The organism is Nitratireductor indicus C115 (assembly GCF_000300515.1).
GTDB classification, from domain to species: domain Bacteria; phylum Pseudomonadota; class Alphaproteobacteria; order Rhizobiales; family Rhizobiaceae; genus Nitratireductor; species Nitratireductor indicus.
Genome location: NZ_AMSI01000010.1, coordinates 156,496 through 174,726, shown reverse-complemented (window position 1 = coordinate 174,726; position 18,231 = coordinate 156,496). Strand labels below are relative to the sequence as shown.

The window sequence follows — 18,231 nt, the reverse complement described above, 5'->3', positions numbered from 1 at the left end:
CATAATTCCCAACTGCCTGTCTGTCCCCGCAAGGCGGGGGCGGGAGATTCCTTTTGCAAAAGTCTAAAAGTACGCATATACGTACTTTATGACCAACGCTGAGCTTTATATCCGCTCCAGGCAGCCGCTCTACATGCAGGCGGCGGGTCAGATTCGCCTGAAGGTGGAGAATGGCGATTGGCTTCCGGGCGACCAGATTCCCGTTATCGAGGTGCTCCAGGCCGAGTTTGGCCTGTCGCGGGCGACGATCCGCGAAGCGCTGGACGTGCTTGAAGGCGAAGGCCTGATCGAGCGTTATCGCGGCAAGGGAACCTTTGTGCGGGCGCAGCTTCCCGAGCGGCGGTCATATGGCTTGCCGACGACATGGAAAGACCTCGTCACAGGGCTGGAGAACGTCAGCCCGAAAATGATTGCACCGATTGCGCGGGAGGAGGGGGAGCGCATCCGCGATGTGCAGGCGGGCGAGGCGCATGGCGGTTACATGCGCTTTGAGCGTGTGCACAGCAGGGGGGAGGAGCCCTACTGCCTGATCGACATCTTCCTGCGTGAAGACGTGTTCGAAACCGATCGCGAGCGCTTTCAGACCGCACCCGTCATTCGCGTTCTGGTCGAAAGGCATGGAGAGCGGATCGCGACCGCGCGGCAGCGGGTCACGTTTTCCATTGCTGACGAGAGAACGGCGAATGCGCTTGGCGTGGCGTTGGGGGCGCCCGTCGTGGAAATCCTGCGGACCATAGCCGATGGGGAGGGACGCGTCGTGGCACACACGCATGCGCGCTATCCCGGCGAATATGTGCGGCTGGATTTCGATTTCAATATCGCTGAGGCCGGTCCCGCGGCCTTATCGCCTACGGAGGAGTGAATGGAGCGACTGACGGAATTCGGGTGGCGACTACTGCCGTTCGTGGTGGTGATCGCACTCTGGTATGGCGTGCGTTGGAGCGGCCTTGTGGACCAGGGGCTTCTGCCCCCGCCGCACCTCGTCTTTGCCGATATCTGGCAGCGCAGTGTCGAGGGCACTTTTCTCATCGACATATGGATGTCGGTGCGTCGCGTTCTGCTGGGGCTTCTCTTTGGCATGCTGCTTGCCGTGCCGGTGGGCTTCCTGATCGGCTGGGACAAGCGCATCCGTCGCTTTGTCGATCCGCTTATCAACTTCTTTCGCGCCCTGCCGCCCATCGCGCTCATTCCGCTGGCCATCGTCTATCTGGGCATCGGAGAAGTGGCCAAGGTGGCGATCCTCTTCTATGCCGCGTTCTTTTCGGGCGTCATCGTCATGTATGAGGGCATGTCGCAGACGAACCCGCTGTTCATCCGCGTATCGCGCACGCTCGGGGCGACGGACTGGGAGGTGTTCTCCAAGATCATCGTGCCCCTGACCTTGCCCCATGTGCTGACGGCGACGCGTGTGGCGCTTGGCGTTGCCTGGGCGACGCTCGTCGCCTCGGAGCTGGTCGCGGCACAGAACGGCATCGGCGCGGTGATCCAGAATGCCAGCGCGTTCTTCAACCTGACGACCATCTATGCCGGCATCATCACCATCGGTTTCTTCGCGCTGATGATGGACACGATCCTTCGCTGGGCATCGCGTCAGTTCCTCGACTGGCAGGAAAGGGAGGCCCAATGAACGGGGAAAGCGCTGTGCGCATGCAGAACGAAACCGGCACCGACCATGAGGTGAAGGTGCGGTTCCAGAATGTGTCGAAGCATTATGGCGACGTGGAAGTCGTTCACGATGTGAGCTTCGATATCCGGGAGGGGGACTTCGTTTCCCTCGTTGGCCCGTCCGGCTGCGGCAAGACGACGATGATGAACATGCTCGCCGGTTTCGTGAAGCCGAACTCGGGCGAGGTGCTGCTCGAAGGCAAGCCGGTGGAGGGGCCGGGGCCGGATCGCGGCGTGATGTTCCAGGAATACGGGGTGTTTCCCTGGCTGACCGTGGAGAAGAATATCCGCTTCGGCCTCGATCTTGCGATCAAGCGGCACATTCCAAAGGACGAGCGCCGCCAGATCACCGAAAAATACATGAATCTGATGCGCTTGTCCGACTTCCGCAATGCCTGGCCGAAAAACCTTTCGGGCGGCATGCGGCAGAGGCTGGCGCTGGCACGCGCCTATGCGGCGAACCCGCATTTCCTTCTCATGGACGAGCCCTTTGGCGCGCTCGATGCGCAAACGCGCAGCGACATGCACGAATTGCTGCACCAGATCCTGCAGGCGGAACGGAAGACGGCGCTGCTCATCACCCATTCGGTGGATGAGGCGATCTATCTGTCGAGCCGGGTCATCGTGATTTCGGCGCGCCCTTCGCGCATCGTCGAGAGTATCGACATTCCCTTCGGATTTCCGCGGGACAAGAGCCTGCTGGATTCCCGCGAGTTCATCGATTTGCGCATCCATCTGCGCGAGCAGGTCATGAAGCAGTATGCCGAGCAACAGGCGCTTCGATGACCGTTTCCGTCCGCTGCCCGGCAGCGGCAAAACTGGGAGGAGTAGCATGAAACTGAACAGACGCATTTTCCTGCAATCGGCCGCAGCCGGCGGCGCAGCCATGCTGGCAGCGCCGGCAATCGTGCGTGCGCAGGGGTCGGAAGACGAAATCCGTGTCGGATACCTGCACACGCTGGCCGTCGACGGGCACATCTGGACGGCGGACAAGAAGGGATACTGGAAGGAGCAGGGTCTGAACCCGACCTTCACGCGCTTCTATACGGGTCTCGAACTCTTCCAGGCCATGGTCGGCGGATCGCTCGACATGCTGGCCACGGGTGCCGTCGTGTCGAATTTCCCGGCGCGCGGGCAGGGCAAGGTGTTCCTCATCAACAATGTGGAATATGCGACTGCCCAGCTTTGGGTGAACCCCGCCATGGGCGTGAACTCCTTCGAGGACCTGAAGGGCAAGCAGATCGCGACCTCCATCGGAACGACGGCGCATGTCTTCCTCGATACCGCGCTGAAAGCCAACGGCATCGATCCGAAGAAGGACATCTCCATCGTCAATCAGCGCATGCCTGATGCAGTCACGGCCTTCATGTCGGGTGCTGTACCTGCGGTGGCTCTTTGGGTGCCGTTCAATGTGCAGATCAAGAAGCAGCTGCCCGACGCCAAGATGCTGGTCGATGCCTCGAAATTCTATCCCGAGGCCGCAATCGTCGGCGGATGGGCTGCCCGCAACGATTATTTCGATGGCAACAAGGATGTGCTCGGCCGCGTCATCAAGGCCTGGATGCCCGCCAACAAGGACCTGATCGAGGATGCCGATGCCTCGCTGACGGCACTCCAGAAGGATTATTATTCCGACGTGCCCATCGAGGATCTGCGCGAGCAGTATGGCGCGCAAAAGCTCTTTTCGACGCCGGACTGGGCCAAGATGTACAAGGACGGCACCGTGACCAGCTGGCTCGACAGGGTCACCAACTTCTACGTGGACATCGGCGGTATCAGCAATCCGGTGATGGCCGATGGATATTTCGATCCCAGCCTGTTCCTCGAACAGGCCGGCTGATACGGCCTGCGGCCGGGCATTCGTGCCCGGCCGCATATTTTTGGGCACGGTGCCCGTAATGCAACAAGGAGGCAGACCAGCCATGAACCGGATGAATGTGCGTATTCTCGTGCACCGTATTCCCGTCGAGACACCCGTTCGCACCTCATTCGGCACCATGTATGACCGGCCCTCCATCGCGATCCGTATCGAGGATGGGGACGGGCATGTCGGCTGGGGCGAGGTCTGGTGCAATTACCCCTCCGTAGGGGCGGAGCATCGCGCGCGCCTTCTTGAGAGCGCGGTGCTGCCGCTGGCTGGCGAAAGCGGCCTTCTCGATGAGCCGGAAGCCCTTTGGGAGGCTCTTTCGGCAAAACTGCGCATTCTGGCAATTCAGGCAGGTGAGCCGGGGCCGCTCGCCCAATGTATTGCCGGACTTGAGTGTGCGCTTCAGGACCTTGCTGCCCGGCGCGCCGGCAAGCCCCTGCATGAGCATCTGTCTCAAGGCAGCGGGCGCAGCGTCGCCGTTTATGCCAGCGGCATCAATCCCCACGGTGCGGCGCAGACGGCCGCGCGTGCCGTGGCCGCCGGATATGCCGGCTGCAAGGTGAAGGTCGGTTTTGACGGAGCTTTGGACCGGCTTAATCTTCATGAAGTGCGCGATGTCATTGGCGAGCGTATCGCGCTGATGGCGGATGCCAATCAGGCGTGGAGCGCGGATGAGGCGATAGCCTTTGCCAGCGATGTTCGTGAAACAGGACTTCTCTGGCTCGAGGAACCCATCGCTCATGATCAACCGGATGCCGACTGGGCGCGCATCGCGCGGGAAACCGGAGTGGTGCTTGCCGCGGGTGAGAACTTCTCCTCCTGGAATGATTTCGAGACGCTTCCCGAAAAGCGCTCGCTGGGCTTTTTGCAGCCCGATATCGGCAAATGGGGTGGGCTTGGGCAGGGGTTGCGGGCTGCCCGTAAAGCCGAGGCGACGGGACGGCAATTCTGCCCTCACTGGCTGGGTGGGGGGATCGGTCTTCTCGCTTCTCTGCACCTCAAGGCGGCAGCCGGGGCAAAGAGCGGTTATGTGGAAGTCGACTTCAACAAGAACCCCATGCGCAGCCACGTCTCGCAATCCGTTTTCGATACGCTGTCGGATGGCCGCGTTACGCTTTCAGAATCCGCCGGGCTTGGCGATCTCGATCCGGTGATCGGCGATTTCGCCGGGGCGATTGTCATGCAGAAGGAGATTGCAATCGGCTGATCTCAAACGCCGGGGCCAGACACTTTTGCAGCATTGCGGTTCCGGTTTGCGGTGCGGGGCAGGCACGGATATCTGCCGATTGGTCCAGTTGAGGCTGGTGCTCGAAATCCTCGATGACCTGTGCGAACAATGGAGACCCCTATGGGAGGGGTCTCAGGCTTGAGGAGGTTTCATGAAACTTTTCCATTCGCCCGGCGCATGTTCCCTTGGCATTCGTGTTCTCATGGAGGAGATCGGCGCTCCGTTTGAAACCGTGAACGTCGACCTGAAAAGCGGTGAACACCGCCAGCCCGCCTACATGAAGCTCAATCCGAAAGCCAAGGTGCCGGCTCTCCTGCGGCCCGACGGCCGGCTTTTGACCGAGTTTCCGGTGATCGCTCTGTGGCTGGCGCGCCAATTTCCGGAAAAGAACCTTCTTCCCGACGGGCCCGAAGGCGATATCGATGCGCTCGAACTTCTCGATTATGTGGTCTCGACGCTGCATATGCGGGGCGCGACGCTTGCTATGAGGCCGGACCGCTTCTGTCAGGACCCCAAAGGTCAGGAGGAAGTGCGCAAGAGCGGGCGTGAAGTGCTGACGGTCGGCTTCGAGAGGCTGGAGGAGCAGCTTGGCGAAAAGGAATGGTTCTTCGGCCACATGACGATCGTGGATATGGCCGTGTTCTACCTCGTCCACTGGCAACCGCGTTACGACCTACCGCTCACGCCCCGCCTCAAAGCCTTCCATGAGCGTATGATGGAGCGCCCGGCCGTCAAGCGGGCGCTCGCCTGACCATCAGCCGTTCAGGCGGCGGACCGGCATGCCGGAAAGCCAGCAGGCTATGCCTTCTATGGCGTCGGCGATGTTGCTCTCGTAGTTCTCGCGGGTGACATAGCCGATATGTGGCGTGGTCAGTACATTGTCCATGGTCCGGAACGGATGATCCAGCGGCAGCGGCTCGATATCGAATACGTCGAGTGCCGCGCCGCCGATGCGTTTGGCGGCCAATGCATCAAGGAGAGCCTTTTCATCCACCACCGGCCCGCGCGAGGTGTTGACGAGCAGGGCGCCTGGCTTCATCCGGCCCAATTGCCGTTCGCCGATCATGTGGCGGGTCGAGGCGTTCAGGCGCACATGCAGGGAAACAATGTCGGACCGATCAAGCAGCGTATCCAGGTCCGGCGCGCATTCCGCGCCTGCCTTGGCCGCCCTTTCCGCTGTCAGGTTCGGCGTATAGGCAAGAGGCTTCATGCCGAAGGCTGCGGCAACGCGTGCCACACCTTGTCCGACGCGTCCGAAGCCCACGAGCCCGATCGTTTTTCCCTGCAGGCCGATGCCGATGGTCTGCTGCCATCGCCCGCCTTGGCGCATTGCCACCGTCTCCTGCGGAATGTTGCGGAAAAATGCGAGGATCAGGGCCCAGGTCATTTCAACGGTCGGCTCACCAGCCCCATCCGCCCCGCAAACGACGATGCCACGCTCGCTTGCGGCAGCAAGGTCGATGGAGGCGTTCGCCAGTCCGAAGGTGATGACGAGCTTGAGCGCGGGCAGTCGGTCGAAATGTTCCGCGCGGAGCGGCGTGCGTTCACGGATGGCGATCAGGATCGTTGCGTCGCCGACTGCCTTTGCGAGAGCTTCCGGCGATGGAAGATGTTCTTGCAGCGCCGTGACCTCGACCTGAGGCGCGATCCTCGACCAGTCCCCTGCGGCAAGGGCTGCCCCCTGATAGTCGTCGAGGATAACGGCCTTCAAGGGCGTTCCGGTCATGGTTTCGGGCTCCGTATTATTCGGCAGCCTCCGGCAGACGACCGAAGGCACCGGCATTGGAAAGGGAATTTATCGTGGCGGAATCATATCCGAGTTCGTGCAGGATATCGTGTGTGTTAGCGCCAAGCGATGGGGGGGATTTCGCTGCGTTGATGTCTACCTCGGAAAACTGGAATGGCGAAGCCACGCTCGGGAATTCGTGTGCGCCGGCCTGAAGCATGATCTTGCCGTCGACGGCCTCGAGTTGTTCGCTGTCTGCTGCCTCACCCACTGAATTGACCTTGGCGACCACCACCTTCGCCTCGCCCAACCGGTCGATGATTTCCGCGCATGTCATCTGGGTTGTGAGTGCCGAAACAGCGGCGATCAGTTCCACACGGTTCTGGCGGCGGTCGAACACACGGGCAAATTTGGGCAGATCGAGCGTATCGGCATCGATGGCGTGTGCAAATTTCTTCCACATCTCGTCCGTGCTGGCGATGATGACCACCTCGCCGTCGCGCGCGGGAAATGCCTGATTGGGTACGCTCAAATGGTTGGCCGTGCCCATGGGTTTCCGAACTGTGCCGTCCATCCAGTATTCGGTGTAGAAATAGCTCATCAAATGAGCCGAGCTCAGCAACAGCGAGGATTCCACACGCTGGCCGCGGCCTGTCGTGTGACGATGCAGGAGCGCGCCCAGGATGCCGGCGACCAGCGCCAGGCTGCCATGCAGGTCGACGATCGCCGTACCGCAACGAACGGGCGGGCGATCCGGTTCGCCGGTGATGCTGATCAGTCCGCTATGCGCCTGGAGCGCAAGATCGTTGGCGCCGATATGGGCGAGCGGCCCTTTTCGGCCATAGGCGGAAAACTCTGCGTAGACGAGGCGTTCATTGCTTTGCGACAGGGTATCGAAACCAAGGCCCAGGCGCTCCATGACGCCCGGTCGGAAATTGTGCACGACGACATCCGCGCGATCCGCCAGCTCGCGGGCAATGCGGTTGCCCTTCTCATTGCGCAGATCCAGGGTCAGCGAACGCTTGTTGCGGTTGAGGGCCAGAAAGGAGGGGCTGACGCCTCCAAGCTCAGCGAGCTTTTCCTTGGTAACACCATAATAGCGCGCTTCATCGCCTGCCGGCGGTTCGATCTTGATGACGTTCGCGCCCATGTCGCCCAGCACCTGTGTTGCGGCAGGGCCTGCAAACACTCTGGAGAAGTCGAGAACGGTAATGTCATCAAGAATATTCTGCATGGACTGGGGTCGGGTCTCTTGCGTTGCTGATGCGCCGGAAATGAACCGGCATCATTTGCTAACATCCGCTTCCAGACCCGATAACACCCATATGTCGAGCACGTTTTTTACAGAATCTGAAAAGCCCGCGGGGGCACCTTCCGTGAGCAACGCTACGGCGTATCCTGGAATATCCGTGCCAGATAATCGATGAAGACACGGGCCTTGACCGGCAGGTGCCGGGTTGGCGGATAGACGGCATAGACGGCATTATCGAAGGAGGTGAAGCTGATGCGGTAGTCGGGCAGAAGCCGCACCAGCCGACCCTCGTTCATCTCCTGGCGCACCGACCAGTCGGGCATGAGGGAGATGCCTAGGCCCGACAGGGTGGCGATCTTCAGCGCGGGCCCACTATTGGTCAGCATGCTTCCCGAAATGGCGACCTCGCTCAGCTCTCCGGCCTTGTCGAGGAAACGCCATGCGATGTCACCCAGATTGACGCGATAGGCGAGGCAATTGTGGTGCAACAGGTCCTGCGGTGAATTCACCGGGCGGCGGTTTTCCAGATAGGCGGGTGATGCGCAGAGCACGCGTTCGCTGGTGACGAGGCGGCGGGCAATGAGGGAGGAATCCGCCAGATGGCCGATGCGGATGTCCACATCGATATTTTGTTCGACAAGGTCGACAACCTCGTTGGAAAGGGTGAGATCGACGCGGATATCGGGATGGCGGCTGATAAAGCCGGGAAGCGCCGGAACGACGTATTCCTCGCCGACGAGAATACGCGAATGCACTCTCAGCGTGCCGCGTGGCGAGAGATGTTCCTGGCTGATTTCAGCGCTCATCTCGCGGACATCGGAGAGAATCTGCTCGGCGCGCTGGTGAAACATGACGCCCACTTCCGAGAGCGAGAGCTTGCGGCTGGTACGGTTCAGCAAGCGTACGCCAAGCTTGTCCTCCAATGCGTTGATGTATCGCGAGACGGAAGCCGGAGACAGGCCGATCATGCGACCGGCGGCGGAGAAACTGCCGTTCTGAACGACGGTGACGAACAGCTCCATATCGCGCAGGCTTGGGCTGTGGTGGATGGTCCGTCCGGGAATCCGGAAAACGTCGTGATCGTCTGCGCGCATGTCTCCTCCCTTGCCGTGTCAGGCCGGCCTGCTTCGCATCTTCTGCAAGAAACCCATTGCCGGTCGACCGAGGCCGTAAGCCAGAACGAGCACCGACAAAACGATGAATGTAGCCGATACCGGTCCATGGACGAAGATCGAGAAGTCGCCGCGCGAAACCAGCAAGGCACGCCGCATGTTCTCCTCAAGCATCGGACCGAGCAGGAAGCCGAGCAGGAGCGGAGCGGCGGGGTAGCGTCCGAGGATCATGGCGACACCGACTATGCCGAAAAACACCACAACGAAGATATCGAACACGTTGTTGCGGATGCTGTACACGCCAAGGCAGATGAAGACGAGCATCGCGATATAGAGCGCATCGTAAGGGATCTTGAGGATGCGCACGAACAACCCGATCAGCGGCAGGTTCAGGAGGAGAAGGAAAAGATTTCCGATCCAGAAACTCATGATCAGCCCCCAGAACAGCTCCGGCTGCTGGGTGACAAGCGCGGGCCCCGGTGCGATGCCGTGGATCATCAGCGCGCCCAGCATGACGGCCATCACCGCATCACCGGGGATACCGAGGCTCAGCGTCGGGATGAAAGCCGATTGAACCGAAGCATTGTTGGCGGCTTCCGGTGCTGCGATGCCCTCGATGATGCCGGTGCCGAATTTTTCCGGATGCCGGGAGAGGCGCTTTTCCGTCGCATAGGAGAGGAAGGAGGCGATGGTTGCGCCGGTTCCGGGAAGAATGCCGCAAGCGGCGCCGATGATCATGCCGCGGATCGTGGGAGCGGTTGCCGTCTTGACGTCCTGTCTCGTGGGCATCAGCGACCGCATCGTGACGTCCTGAACCTTGAACGGGCTGCCGTCGGTGTTCATCAGATTATAGAGGATTTCGGCCACGCCGAAGAGGCCCATGGCAAGCGCGACGATGCTCAGCCCGTCCGACATCTCGACGAAACCGAACTGAAAACGCGGCACGCCCGTGTTGAGGTCTAGGCCGACGAGGCCGAGAACGATGCCGACGGTGACCATGGCCAGACCCTTCACGACGGAACCGCTCGCCATTGTTGAGGCAGCGACGAGGCCAAACAGGATGACTGCGAAATATTCAGGCGCCTGAAAAGAGATCGCGACATCGGCGATCAGCGGGGCAAGAAACATCAGGAGCAGGATGGAGAAGGAGCCGCCGATGAAGGAAACGATCGTGGTCATTCCCAAGGCAACGCCGGCGCGGCCGTTCTTGGCCATGGGGTAGCCGTCGAGACAGGTCACCGCATTGGTGGCGGTGCCGGGAATATTCATGAGGATGGAGGCGGTGGAGCCGCCATACTGTGCACCGTAGAAGATACCTGCCAGCATGATGATGGCGCCAGTCGGTTCCATGTAGAACGTCAGGGGAAGGAGCATGGAGATCGTCGACAGGGCACCTATGCCCGGCAACATTCCGATGACCGTGCCAAGTGCAACGCCGGCAAAGCAATAGAGAAGGTTGTCAAACTGCAAGGCAATGCCGAGGCCGGCCTGGAAGTCGGAAAGAAAGTTCATCGGGAGTTGCTCCGCCCTAGAAGAAAGGTTTGATGGGCAGGCCGAGGCCGTAGATGAAGACCGCCACCGAAGCGAGCGGCAGGGTTACAAGCGTTATCAGGACACGCCGGGGATTTGGCTTCGGATGCGCAAGGGCGGCGAGGATGATGAGGGCTGCCGTCGCAATGACAAGTCCTGCCCGCTCAACGAGCAGGCCCCACATGATGAGGCCGGAAAAGATGAAGGCCGGAGCGCGCATGTTGCGCGGTGTCTCGCCGATGCCGCCATCGCCGACGAATATGATGGCAATGCCAAGTGCCAGGAGCACCACGCCGGCTACGATGGGCAGATAGCCGGGACCCATGCGATTGAGCGTGCCTATGGGGTAGCGTGCTCCCTCGAGCAACACGCCGGCCCCGAACAGGGCGATCATCCCGCCGCTGATCGTGTCGGACCACCTCCCAGAAATCAGACGCATGAAATTGCCCCTCCCAAGGCCTTGCGCTTTTCGGGCTGGCGCGGACGCCAGTTGAAAGGATCACAATGTGATACGGATCGAACCATCCAAAAACCGCAAAACGTTGACAACGTTCTTTGCAGAAATTGCAAAGTTCTTTTAAAGTCAGGCTCTTCTCATGAGAAGAGCGGAAATGAAAAAGGCGGCACACGATGCCGCCCGTTTCATGTGGTTTCAGAACACCGGTCAGACCGGCAGTTCCACCATCGCGCTTCCGACGGTCAGCTTCTTGGACGTGTCATCCTCGCACCAGACTTCAAGCGTGTATACGCTTGCGCCGTTTTCGTTGCGCGTGGCCGTTGCAACCCGCGCGCAGGCCGTCACGATCTGATCCTCATAGATGGGCGCGATATACTTGGTCTGCAGGCGGCTGCGGCAGGCGAACTGCGCTCCGAACACATCGACCAGAAGACCCTGAATCCAGTTGGTCGAAATCATGCCGTCGGCAATGATGCCCGGCAGACCTTGCGAGCGGGCGTACTCGTCGTCGTCGTGGATTGTCGGCGGCTGCGTGTGAACGCGCCCGTCATCTGCAGCGATGGTTGGCTGAGCATCCACATACCAGCGCATGCGTTCGCGGGTCATGGCGCGGGGGCGGGTGCGAAACTCGGTGCCGGGTTCCAGCGTGATCGGGTTCATCGGTTGTCCTGTCATGGCTTCCTCCTCACGCTGCCTGTTCGTCGCGGGTCTTGTAGGCCAGGATGACCCGGTCGAAGTAGCGAACCAGCAGTTCTCCATCAGAAACGCGTTTCAGCTGCATTTCGATCAGCACGTATTCGCGCCCTTTCTTCGTGTAGCGCTCCTTTACCTCGCCCGAGACGGAGAGGCGGTCGCCGGGCCGGACGGGAGCAAGGACTTCCGCATCGTATTCATAGTGGATGCGTGCCGTTGGGCCGGTGCCGCCGGGGCAGGCGTGATTGTAGAGACGCAGCTTGTCGAGATGGATGAGCGTCGGGGGCATGAACAGCTCATTCGCACTCTGGAAGCACTCATGATGCATCTCGACGGCGTGCGAATATTCGCGCACGACGAAGGGACTCAAGGTGAATTCCACGGGTCCCAGGACATCTCCAACGTCCAGGTCCGTAACCACTCCTCCGGTAGCCATTGCAGTTCCTTTCTGCCTTCTCTTTGGTGTTCATTCCCTCGTAGCACCGGGCCGGGAAGGGCTTAACAACAGGAAACGGCAGATGATCTTTGCAGATTCAGTAAAGTCAGGCGGGAGGCCAGGTGAAGACGTCGGTGATCACTTCCAGTGGTGTTGCGAATGCGCCAAGACCGGCCGGCAGGCGTTCATCTGCCTGCGCCGGCGTCCAGCCTTCCGCAGCGTGCATCATGCGCACGGGACGGTGCTGACCGTAGAGGTAGATCTCGTTGCCGCGAGCACCGAAGACCTGTCCGTTGATGCCGCGGGCGCGGTCGCTCACCAGATAGGCGATCAGAGGCACGATGCGTTCTGGAGCGGATGCGGCTCGCATGCGCTTAAGCGCTTCGTATTTCTCAGGGCTCATCAGGTGTTTTCGCGCATTGTCGGTGAGCTCCGTCATGCGGCTCGTGCTGGAAGGTGCAAGGCAATTGGAACGGACACCATGCTGGCCCAGATCGAGCGCGATGGCACGTGAGAGGCCGACAATACCGAGCTTGGAGGCGGCATAGTTTGCCTGGCTGGTGGAGCCGATCAGGCCGCTGGCCGATGTGAGATGAAGATAGGCGCCGCCTGCCTGCGCACGAAAATGGGGAGCCGCCGCACGGCTCAGATAGAAACTGCCTTGCAGGTTCACCCGCAATACGGCTTCCCAGTCGGAGCGGCTCATCTGCGGGAACTCGCCCATGCGGATGATGCCCGCATTGTTGATGACGATGTCGATGGAGCCGAAGGTATCCAACGCCTGTTCGACCATTTTTTCAGTGGCCTTCGCTTCCGCGACGCTGCCGTGATTGGCCGATGCCCTTCCACCCTGCGCTTCAATTTCCTCCACAACCGTGTCGGCTGGGTTACGTGCTTCGCTATCGCCCGAGACCGATACGCCAAGGTCGTTGACCAGTACGTTCGCGCCGGCGTGCGACAGGCCAAGTGCAATGGCACGGCCGATCCCGCCTCCACCGCCTGTGACGATGGCGGTCTTTCCGGAAAGAAACAGATCCTTGATCATAGGGAAAATGCCTCGCTGGCGCTTTCGTGTGCGAGAAGCGCGCCTTGCCAGGAGGTGCTCACGAGGGCAGCGACCTCTTCCTGCCGCCAGCCGTTTTCACGGTGGCCGACGCGCAAGGGGCGGGGTTGACTGCAGATGTGGACGGTGTTTTTCGACAGAGCCAGAACCTGGCCGCTCATTTCACCGCCCTTACCTGTGAAGAGGAACGCGGAGAGCGCGGCAAGGTCTTCGGCATCCCAATCCGGTGCGAGCGCCAGGGCGTTTGAACGGATGGGCTTGTCGCGATGATCGAGCGCAATGGAACGGGAAAGGCCAAGCGCGGCCATTGCCGCAGTTGCGCCAAGGCTATTGCCTTGCCCGCCGATCAATCCGTCGGCATCGACGATATGCAGGAGCGCGCAGCCGGCCTCGCCGGCAGCCTTCAAGCAGGACTGGGCTGCATCGAACCGGCCGTGCAGTTCGATGTCGAAATGAGCGTCGAGCGCGCCGATGTCGAGCGTCTCGAAAGAACCGCACGTTGCCGGCGCCGGCAGGGTGATCAGAAATCGGGGCGTTTCCCGATCTTTGAAGACGCTATCGGTTTCGCCATAGGAAACGAACCGCGTCCGCATCGATATGTCGCCAAAGGCTTGTTCGAGCTCTTTTCGCCGGGCAGCCTCGACTGGGCCGGCAAACACCACGGTATTGCTGTTCTGCATCTTTCCGATCGCTGCTTTTCGCGGGTGAGGGGACCGGACGCACCGCAGCGTGCCCGGCCCTTTTCGATAGGTTTCTATTCCAGCGTCACGCCGGACGCGGCCAGCGCCTTCCAGCGCTCGATGTCCTTGTCCAGCTGTCCCTTGGCCTCTGCCGGCGTGCTGCCAACGGGGACAAGCCCGACGCCGAAGAGCTGGTCGACGACCTTCTTGTCCTTGATCGCGTCGGCGATTGCGCCCGACATTTTCTCGACGATCGCATCCGGCGCACCTGCGGGGGCGAAGGCTCCGATCCAGATGGCGGCTGCGGATTCTCCGAAGCCCTGCTCTTCCATGGTCGGAACATCGGGAAGGCCGGCCCAGCGCTTGTCGGTGGTCACGGCGAGCGCTTTCAGGCGCCCCTCCTGAATGAAGGGGACGGAGGTCAATGTGTCGAAAACCAGCTGGACCTCATTGCCCATCAGACCGACTTGCGAAGGGCCGCCGCCGGCATAGGGGATGTGCACCATGTCCGTGCCGGTGGATTCCATGAACAGTTCGGTGATCAGATGGCCGGAAGACCCCGCGCCCGCCGAACCGAAATTCAACTCGCCCGGATGCGCCTTGGCGTAGTCGACAAGCTCCTTGACGCTGTTGACCGGCAGTTCAGGGTTCACGTTCAAAACGAACGGGCCATTGGCGATGACGCTTACAGCCGACAGATCGGCCTGCGTGTCATAGGTCAGGTTAGACTTGAAGGCCGGGTGAATGCCGATGACGGAAGTGTGCACGAGGAAGGTGTAGCCATCCGGGTCCGCCTTGGCGACGAGATCGGTGCCAATGGTTCCCGAAGCGCCTGGCTTGTTTTCCACGACGAAAGGCTGGCCGAGCTTTTCGGAAAGGATCGGAGCGATGAAGCGTGCGACGGCGTCGGTGGAGCCGCCGGGATTGTAGGGCACGATCATGGTAACCGGCCTCTGCGGCCAGTTGGCGCCGTCCTGTGCGAAGGCCGTGCCGGCCAAAATCGGCATCGTCGCAAGAGCCATCGTTGCTGCCTTGATGACAGATCGCCTGTTCATGTTTTCCTCCTCGTTGTGTTGTCGTTGTTTTCCGGGAGCCTAAGGCAGGGTGGAAAGCGAACTCAATTTGCAAAAACCGTCAAACATCTTTTTACTTTCCGCAAATTTCCGCCCCTTGCGGTGTTTAGCCACGTTCTCACATGGCGTCTTCCAGGATCATCGCCGCTCCCTTTTCGGCGATCATGATGGTTGGTGAATTCGTATTGCCCGAAGTGATGGACGGCATGATGGAGGCATCGATCACGCGCAGCCGGTCAACACCGCGCACGCGCAGCCTTTCATCCAGAACGGCCATCGGATCGTCGTTGCGGCCCATTTTTACCGTCCCGACTGGGTGGAAGATGGTGGTGCCCAGGTCGCCGGCTGCTTTCAGAAGCTCAGTATCCGAGCGGATATCGGGGCCGGGACGGAACTCGACCGGACCATAAGGCTTTAGCGCGGGCTGTTCGACGATGCGGCGCACCAACTTGAGAGAATCCACCGCCACCTGCCTATCCTGCTCGCTCGAGAGATAGCGGGGGCGAATTTCCGGCAAAGCGGCTCCCTGGTCGTCGCGGACCATATGGATGCTGCCTCGACTTGTGGGCCGCAGATTGCACACGCTGGCGGTGAAAGCATCGAAGGGGTGCAGGCCCTTGCCCCAGTCGTCGAGGGAGAGCGGCTGGAAGTGAAACTGCAGATTGGCCCTGTCGAATGCGTCCGATGAGCGGGCAAAGGCGCCAAGCTGGGAGGGCGCCATGGTGAGAGGGCCGGAGCGCCGGAACGCATATTCCAGTCCCATCATCGCGCGGCGGAAGAGATTGGCATAAAGGCTATTCAGGGTCGGCACGCCTTGAACCTTGAAGATCGGCCGTATCTGCAGATGATCCTGCAGGTTCTCGCCGACGCCGGGTGCGTGCTGAACGGTTTCAATCCCGAGGGAGGAGAGTCTTGCACCATCTCCGATGCCGGAGGCTTCAAGTATGACGGGGGAAGCAACGGCGCCGGTCGACAGGATGATCTCTCCATTCGCGATGGCGCGCCGCCAGATGCCTTGCTGTTCGAAGATCACGGCGCGAGCACGCCTGCCTTCGAACTCCACCTTTTTGACGGTTGCGTTGGAAACGATCTGCAGGTTGGGCCTGTGAGCTGCGGGCTTCAGGAAACCACGTGCTGCGCTCCAACGTCGGCCGGCACGCTGGTTCACCTGAAAATAGGAGGAGCCTTCATTATCGCCACGGTTGAAATCATCGATCTTGCGAATGCCGGCATTTTCGGCCGCATCCCGGATCGTGTCGAGTATCTTCCAGCGAATTCTCGGATGCTCGACCCTCCATTCGCCGCCGGCGGCATGGAATGCACTTGCCCCGTCAATATGATCCTCATGTTTCAGGAAGTAGGGCAATACATCGTCCCACCCCCAGCCTGGCAGGCCTTCCTGCTGCCAGACATTGTAGTCATCGGCCTGGCCGCGCATGTAGATCATGGCATTGATGGCGGAGGAACCGCCCAGCACCTTGCCGCGTGGATAGGCGAGCGAGCGGCCGTTCAAGCCTTCTTCCGCCTGGGTGCGGAACATCCAGTCCGCGCGGGGATTGCCGATGGCGAAAAGATAGCCGACCGGGATATGGAACCATATCCAGTTATCCTGGCCGCCGCCTTCCAGAAGAAGCACGCGATTGCGCGGGTTTGCAGAGAGCCGGTTGGCAAGAACGCACCCTGCCGAACCGCCGCCGTTCACAATATAGTCGAACTGCCCGAAGTCTTGAATCCGGTCTGTCATCGAAGTCATTGATCTCATGCCTTTTTCAGCGGCCCTTAAAGTGTGCCGGCCGCTTCTCGACAAAGGCCCTTTGGGCTTCCCGGGCGTCTTCCGTGTGGGAGAGCTCCACCGTCACGCTTTGCTCGTAGCGATAGGCTTCGCGTTCGGGCATCTCGTCGATGATCTGCATGGCCCGCTTGATCTTGCGTATGGCCAAAGGGCTCTTGGCGGCGATCTCGCGCGCCATTTTCATGACCTCGGCCCACATTTCCTCTTCAGGCAGAGCGGCCTCGATGATGCCAAGGCGATAGAGTTCAGTAGCCGGGTAACGACGCCCCGTCAGATACATCGCCGCGGTACGTGACTTGCCGAAGTGACGGGCAATGAACTTCACCCCGCCCGCAAGGCCGACGTCGATTTCAGGCATGACGAAATACGCATCCTCGCTGGCAAACATGATGTCGCAGGACAGCATCAGCGCAAAGCCTGCGCCGAAGGCGGGACCGTTAACCGCTGCAATCACCGGTTTTGCGCAATCGGAGACTGCGTAGAAGAACTCGCGGGTCAGCCGGTTGTGGGCAATGTAGTGTCCGGGCGTTTCCTCGAAGCCCGCGCGCTCCTTGATATCGGCACCGGCCGAGAAGATACGGCCGGTGGCGGTCAGCACCACGACCCGCACTTCGTCGAGATCGCTCAGCATGTCGAAAAGCTGGATGACTTCCTCGCGCAACAATCGGTTCTGCGCGTTCACCGGGGGGCGGTTGATGGTGACGATGGCGATGCCATCTTCGATCCGTGATTGCACCGTGGCGAATTCGGGTAGGGTCGTCATCTGTCCTCCTCGCGGGACTTTCCGCACATTTGCCGGCTGGGACCAGAGGTGTAGCGCTTCGCCGATGCGCGGGGGAGAAGCCGTCATGACAAGCAGCTTTTCACCGGGCGCAAAGCTCAGCTCTCCTGTTCGATTGCTTCCATCAGTGCAGGTATTGCGGCTGTGCAGGTGTGGATCGAGATGGCGCTGGTCAATTGCAGGACTTCAGCGATTTCCTCGGCCGTTGCCCCGTGTCCCAGGGCAGAGCGAATATGCCGGCGGGTTCCTTCGGCATCAAGCGTGGTAGGGGCGGCACAGACGGCGATCAGGATGAAATCCTTGACCTTGGCGGGAAGCGGACCGGACCGGAGCGGAATGGCCGAATAGGCCAGAAAGGCGTCGACGAAATCGGGGGCAATGCGGAACAGCGTGTCGCCGCAGGCGGGCCAGCTTCCCGTCGCTTCGATATGGGCCCTTTTGCGCCGTTCCTCGTCAGGGGTGAGAGGCCTGGCCATCGTATCCTGCTGGAGACCGGCCTGCTGCATTTCCTCCGCGAGAATGCGCAGCCCCATCTCGTGGGGCGCCTGCGCCGTGAACATGGTGAGTTCGATCACCTCGAGAACCTCGAGCGGTGTCGCTCCCTTGTCCAGCGCCATCTCGATATGCCGTTTAAGCCCTGAAGTGTAGAGGTGGCTGACGGCGCCATCGGCAGCGATGTAGATGAATTCACGCACCTTGGGTTCCAGCCTGCCTGAACGTGCCGGCGCATCCTGGAAGGCGAGATAGGCCTCCAGATAGTCCGGGGCGAGCTCCAGAAGACCCTCATGGAAGGGATGCCAGTAGCCGCGGGCTTCCATGATTTCGGTTTTCAGCCGGGCGCGATCGATCATTGCTGCCATGTGGTTTGTTCCTCCC

19 protein-coding genes are annotated in these 18,231 nt (G+C 60.7%); 6 read left to right on the top strand and 13 right to left on the bottom strand.

Annotation, left to right across the window (positions count from 1 at the left end; translation table 11 throughout):
* The first annotated feature begins 88 nt into the window (after positions 1 to 88).
* From NA8A_RS15585 to NA8A_RS15560, 6 genes are all read left to right on the top strand, one after another.
* Complete coding sequence (locus NA8A_RS15585; protein ID WP_009451296.1) at positions 89 to 862, top strand: GntR family transcriptional regulator; 774 nt, start codon at positions 89 to 91, stop codon at positions 860 to 862.
* On the top strand, positions 863 to 1,627 hold the full coding sequence (locus NA8A_RS15580) for an ABC transporter permease (protein WP_009451295.1): 765 nt from the start codon (positions 863 to 865) through the stop codon (positions 1,625 to 1,627).
* Positions 1,624 to 2,451 (top strand): ABC transporter ATP-binding protein, encoded by an 828-nt coding sequence (locus NA8A_RS15575; RefSeq protein WP_009451294.1) that lies wholly within the window; start codon positions 1,624 to 1,626, stop codon positions 2,449 to 2,451. The genes NA8A_RS15580 and NA8A_RS15575 overlap by 4 nt, the downstream gene beginning before the upstream one ends.
* Positions 2,452 to 2,497: 46 nt before the next feature.
* Positions 2,498 to 3,505: an ABC transporter substrate-binding protein gene (locus NA8A_RS15570; protein ID WP_009451293.1), complete on the top strand. Its 1,008-nt coding sequence runs from the start codon at positions 2,498 to 2,500 to the stop codon at positions 3,503 to 3,505.
* Positions 3,506 to 3,587: 82 nt separating this feature from the next.
* Positions 3,588 to 4,739, top strand: a complete 1,152-nt coding sequence (locus tag NA8A_RS15565; protein WP_009451292.1) for a mandelate racemase/muconate lactonizing enzyme family protein — start codon at positions 3,588 to 3,590, stop codon at positions 4,737 to 4,739.
* 172 nt (positions 4,740 to 4,911) lie between these two features.
* The gene (locus tag NA8A_RS15560) at positions 4,912 to 5,511 is read left to right on the top strand and encodes a glutathione S-transferase family protein (protein ID WP_009451291.1); all 600 of its coding nucleotides are present in this window, start codon (positions 4,912 to 4,914) and stop codon (positions 5,509 to 5,511) included.
* A 3-nt stretch (positions 5,512 to 5,514) separates the two neighbouring features.
* On the opposite strand, the gene NA8A_RS15555 is transcribed toward NA8A_RS15560, so the two are convergent.
* The 13 genes from NA8A_RS15555 to NA8A_RS15495 all read right to left on the bottom strand — a co-directional run bounded on the left by NA8A_RS15555 (position 5,515) and on the right by NA8A_RS15495 (position 18,215).
* Positions 5,515 to 6,486, bottom strand: coding sequence for a D-2-hydroxyacid dehydrogenase family protein (locus NA8A_RS15555; RefSeq protein ID WP_009451290.1), 972 nt, complete (start codon positions 6,484 to 6,486; stop codon positions 5,515 to 5,517).
* 16 nt (positions 6,487 to 6,502) lie between these two features.
* Complete coding sequence (locus NA8A_RS15550) at positions 6,503 to 7,720, bottom strand: CaiB/BaiF CoA transferase family protein (RefSeq protein WP_009451289.1); 1,218 nt, start codon at positions 7,718 to 7,720, stop codon at positions 6,503 to 6,505.
* Between the two features lie 152 nt (positions 7,721 to 7,872).
* A complete protein-coding gene (locus NA8A_RS15545) occupies positions 7,873 to 8,832 on the bottom strand; it encodes a LysR family transcriptional regulator (RefSeq protein ID WP_009451288.1) in 960 nt (319 codons plus the stop codon).
* 18 nt (positions 8,833 to 8,850) lie between these two features.
* Complete coding sequence (locus NA8A_RS15540; protein WP_009451287.1) at positions 8,851 to 10,362, bottom strand: tripartite tricarboxylate transporter permease; 1,512 nt, start codon at positions 10,360 to 10,362, stop codon at positions 8,851 to 8,853.
* 16 nt (positions 10,363 to 10,378) lie between these two features.
* A complete protein-coding gene (locus tag NA8A_RS15535) occupies positions 10,379 to 10,819 on the bottom strand; it encodes a tripartite tricarboxylate transporter TctB family protein (RefSeq protein ID WP_009451286.1) in 441 nt (146 codons plus the stop codon).
* Positions 10,820 to 11,044: 225 nt separating this feature from the next.
* Positions 11,045 to 11,512 (bottom strand): MaoC family dehydratase, encoded by a 468-nt coding sequence (locus NA8A_RS15530; protein WP_202802950.1) that lies wholly within the window; start codon positions 11,510 to 11,512, stop codon positions 11,045 to 11,047.
* 10 nt (positions 11,513 to 11,522) lie between these two features.
* Positions 11,523 to 11,966, bottom strand: coding sequence for a hotdog family protein (locus NA8A_RS15525; RefSeq protein WP_009451284.1), 444 nt, complete (start codon positions 11,964 to 11,966; stop codon positions 11,523 to 11,525).
* A 106-nt stretch (positions 11,967 to 12,072) separates the two neighbouring features.
* Entirely contained in the window at positions 12,073 to 13,011 is a 939-nt protein-coding gene (locus NA8A_RS15520) for an SDR family NAD(P)-dependent oxidoreductase (protein WP_009451283.1), read from the bottom strand.
* Positions 13,008 to 13,709 carry a short-chain dehydrogenase/reductase gene (locus tag NA8A_RS15515; protein WP_009451282.1) on the bottom strand — a complete coding sequence of 234 codons (702 nt, stop codon included), beginning with the start codon at positions 13,707 to 13,709 and terminating at the stop codon, positions 13,008 to 13,010. The genes NA8A_RS15520 and NA8A_RS15515 overlap by 4 nt, the downstream gene beginning before the upstream one ends.
* Before the next feature lie 74 nt (positions 13,710 to 13,783).
* The gene (locus NA8A_RS15510; protein WP_009451281.1) at positions 13,784 to 14,764 is read right to left on the bottom strand and encodes a Bug family tripartite tricarboxylate transporter substrate binding protein; all 981 of its coding nucleotides are present in this window, start codon (positions 14,762 to 14,764) and stop codon (positions 13,784 to 13,786) included.
* A 136-nt stretch (positions 14,765 to 14,900) separates the two neighbouring features.
* The gene (locus tag NA8A_RS15505; protein WP_009451280.1) at positions 14,901 to 16,535 is read right to left on the bottom strand and encodes a GMC family oxidoreductase; all 1,635 of its coding nucleotides are present in this window, start codon (positions 16,533 to 16,535) and stop codon (positions 14,901 to 14,903) included.
* A gap of 16 nt (positions 16,536 to 16,551) precedes the next feature.
* Positions 16,552 to 17,337, bottom strand: a complete 786-nt coding sequence (locus NA8A_RS15500) for an enoyl-CoA hydratase/isomerase family protein (protein WP_009451279.1) — start codon at positions 17,335 to 17,337, stop codon at positions 16,552 to 16,554.
* 116 nt (positions 17,338 to 17,453) lie between these two features.
* Positions 17,454 to 18,215 (bottom strand): carboxymuconolactone decarboxylase family protein, encoded by a 762-nt coding sequence (locus NA8A_RS15495; protein ID WP_009451278.1) that lies wholly within the window; start codon positions 18,213 to 18,215, stop codon positions 17,454 to 17,456.
* Positions 18,216 to 18,231: the final 16 nt, after the last annotated feature.

Coding starts and splice junctions, on each gene's coding strand:
- NA8A_RS15570 (WP_009451293.1), top strand. CDS start 2,498: ATGAAACTGAACAGACGCATTTTCCTGCAATCGGCCGCAGCCGGCGGC.
- NA8A_RS15530 (WP_202802950.1), bottom strand. CDS start 11,512: ATGACAGGACAACCGATGAACCCGATCACGCTGGAACCCGGCACCGAG.
- NA8A_RS15580 (WP_009451295.1), top strand. CDS start 863: ATGGAGCGACTGACGGAATTCGGGTGGCGACTACTGCCGTTCGTGGTG.
- NA8A_RS15585 (WP_009451296.1), top strand. CDS start 89: ATGACCAACGCTGAGCTTTATATCCGCTCCAGGCAGCCGCTCTACATG.
- NA8A_RS15550 (WP_009451289.1), bottom strand. CDS start 7,720: ATGCAGAATATTCTTGATGACATTACCGTTCTCGACTTCTCCAGAGTG.
- NA8A_RS15495 (WP_009451278.1), bottom strand. CDS start 18,215: ATGGCAGCAATGATCGATCGCGCCCGGCTGAAAACCGAAATCATGGAA.
- NA8A_RS15500 (WP_009451279.1), bottom strand. CDS start 17,337: ATGACGACCCTACCCGAATTCGCCACGGTGCAATCACGGATCGAAGAT.
- NA8A_RS15520 (WP_009451283.1), bottom strand. CDS start 13,011: ATGATCAAGGATCTGTTTCTTTCCGGAAAGACCGCCATCGTCACAGGC.
- NA8A_RS15565 (WP_009451292.1), top strand. CDS start 3,588: ATGAACCGGATGAATGTGCGTATTCTCGTGCACCGTATTCCCGTCGAG.
- NA8A_RS15540 (WP_009451287.1), bottom strand. CDS start 10,362: ATGAACTTTCTTTCCGACTTCCAGGCCGGCCTCGGCATTGCCTTGCAG.
- NA8A_RS15505 (WP_009451280.1), bottom strand. CDS start 16,535: ATGACTTCGATGACAGACCGGATTCAAGACTTCGGGCAGTTCGACTAT.
- NA8A_RS15535 (WP_009451286.1), bottom strand. CDS start 10,819: ATGCGTCTGATTTCTGGGAGGTGGTCCGACACGATCAGCGGCGGGATG.
- NA8A_RS15545 (WP_009451288.1), bottom strand. CDS start 8,832: ATGCGCGCAGACGATCACGACGTTTTCCGGATTCCCGGACGGACCATC.
- NA8A_RS15560 (WP_009451291.1), top strand. CDS start 4,912: ATGAAACTTTTCCATTCGCCCGGCGCATGTTCCCTTGGCATTCGTGTT.
- NA8A_RS15575 (WP_009451294.1), top strand. CDS start 1,624: ATGAACGGGGAAAGCGCTGTGCGCATGCAGAACGAAACCGGCACCGAC.
- NA8A_RS15525 (WP_009451284.1), bottom strand. CDS start 11,966: ATGGCTACCGGAGGAGTGGTTACGGACCTGGACGTTGGAGATGTCCTG.
- NA8A_RS15555 (WP_009451290.1), bottom strand. CDS start 6,486: ATGACCGGAACGCCCTTGAAGGCCGTTATCCTCGACGACTATCAGGGG.
- NA8A_RS15515 (WP_009451282.1), bottom strand. CDS start 13,709: ATGCAGAACAGCAATACCGTGGTGTTTGCCGGCCCAGTCGAGGCTGCC.
- NA8A_RS15510 (WP_009451281.1), bottom strand. CDS start 14,764: ATGAACAGGCGATCTGTCATCAAGGCAGCAACGATGGCTCTTGCGACG.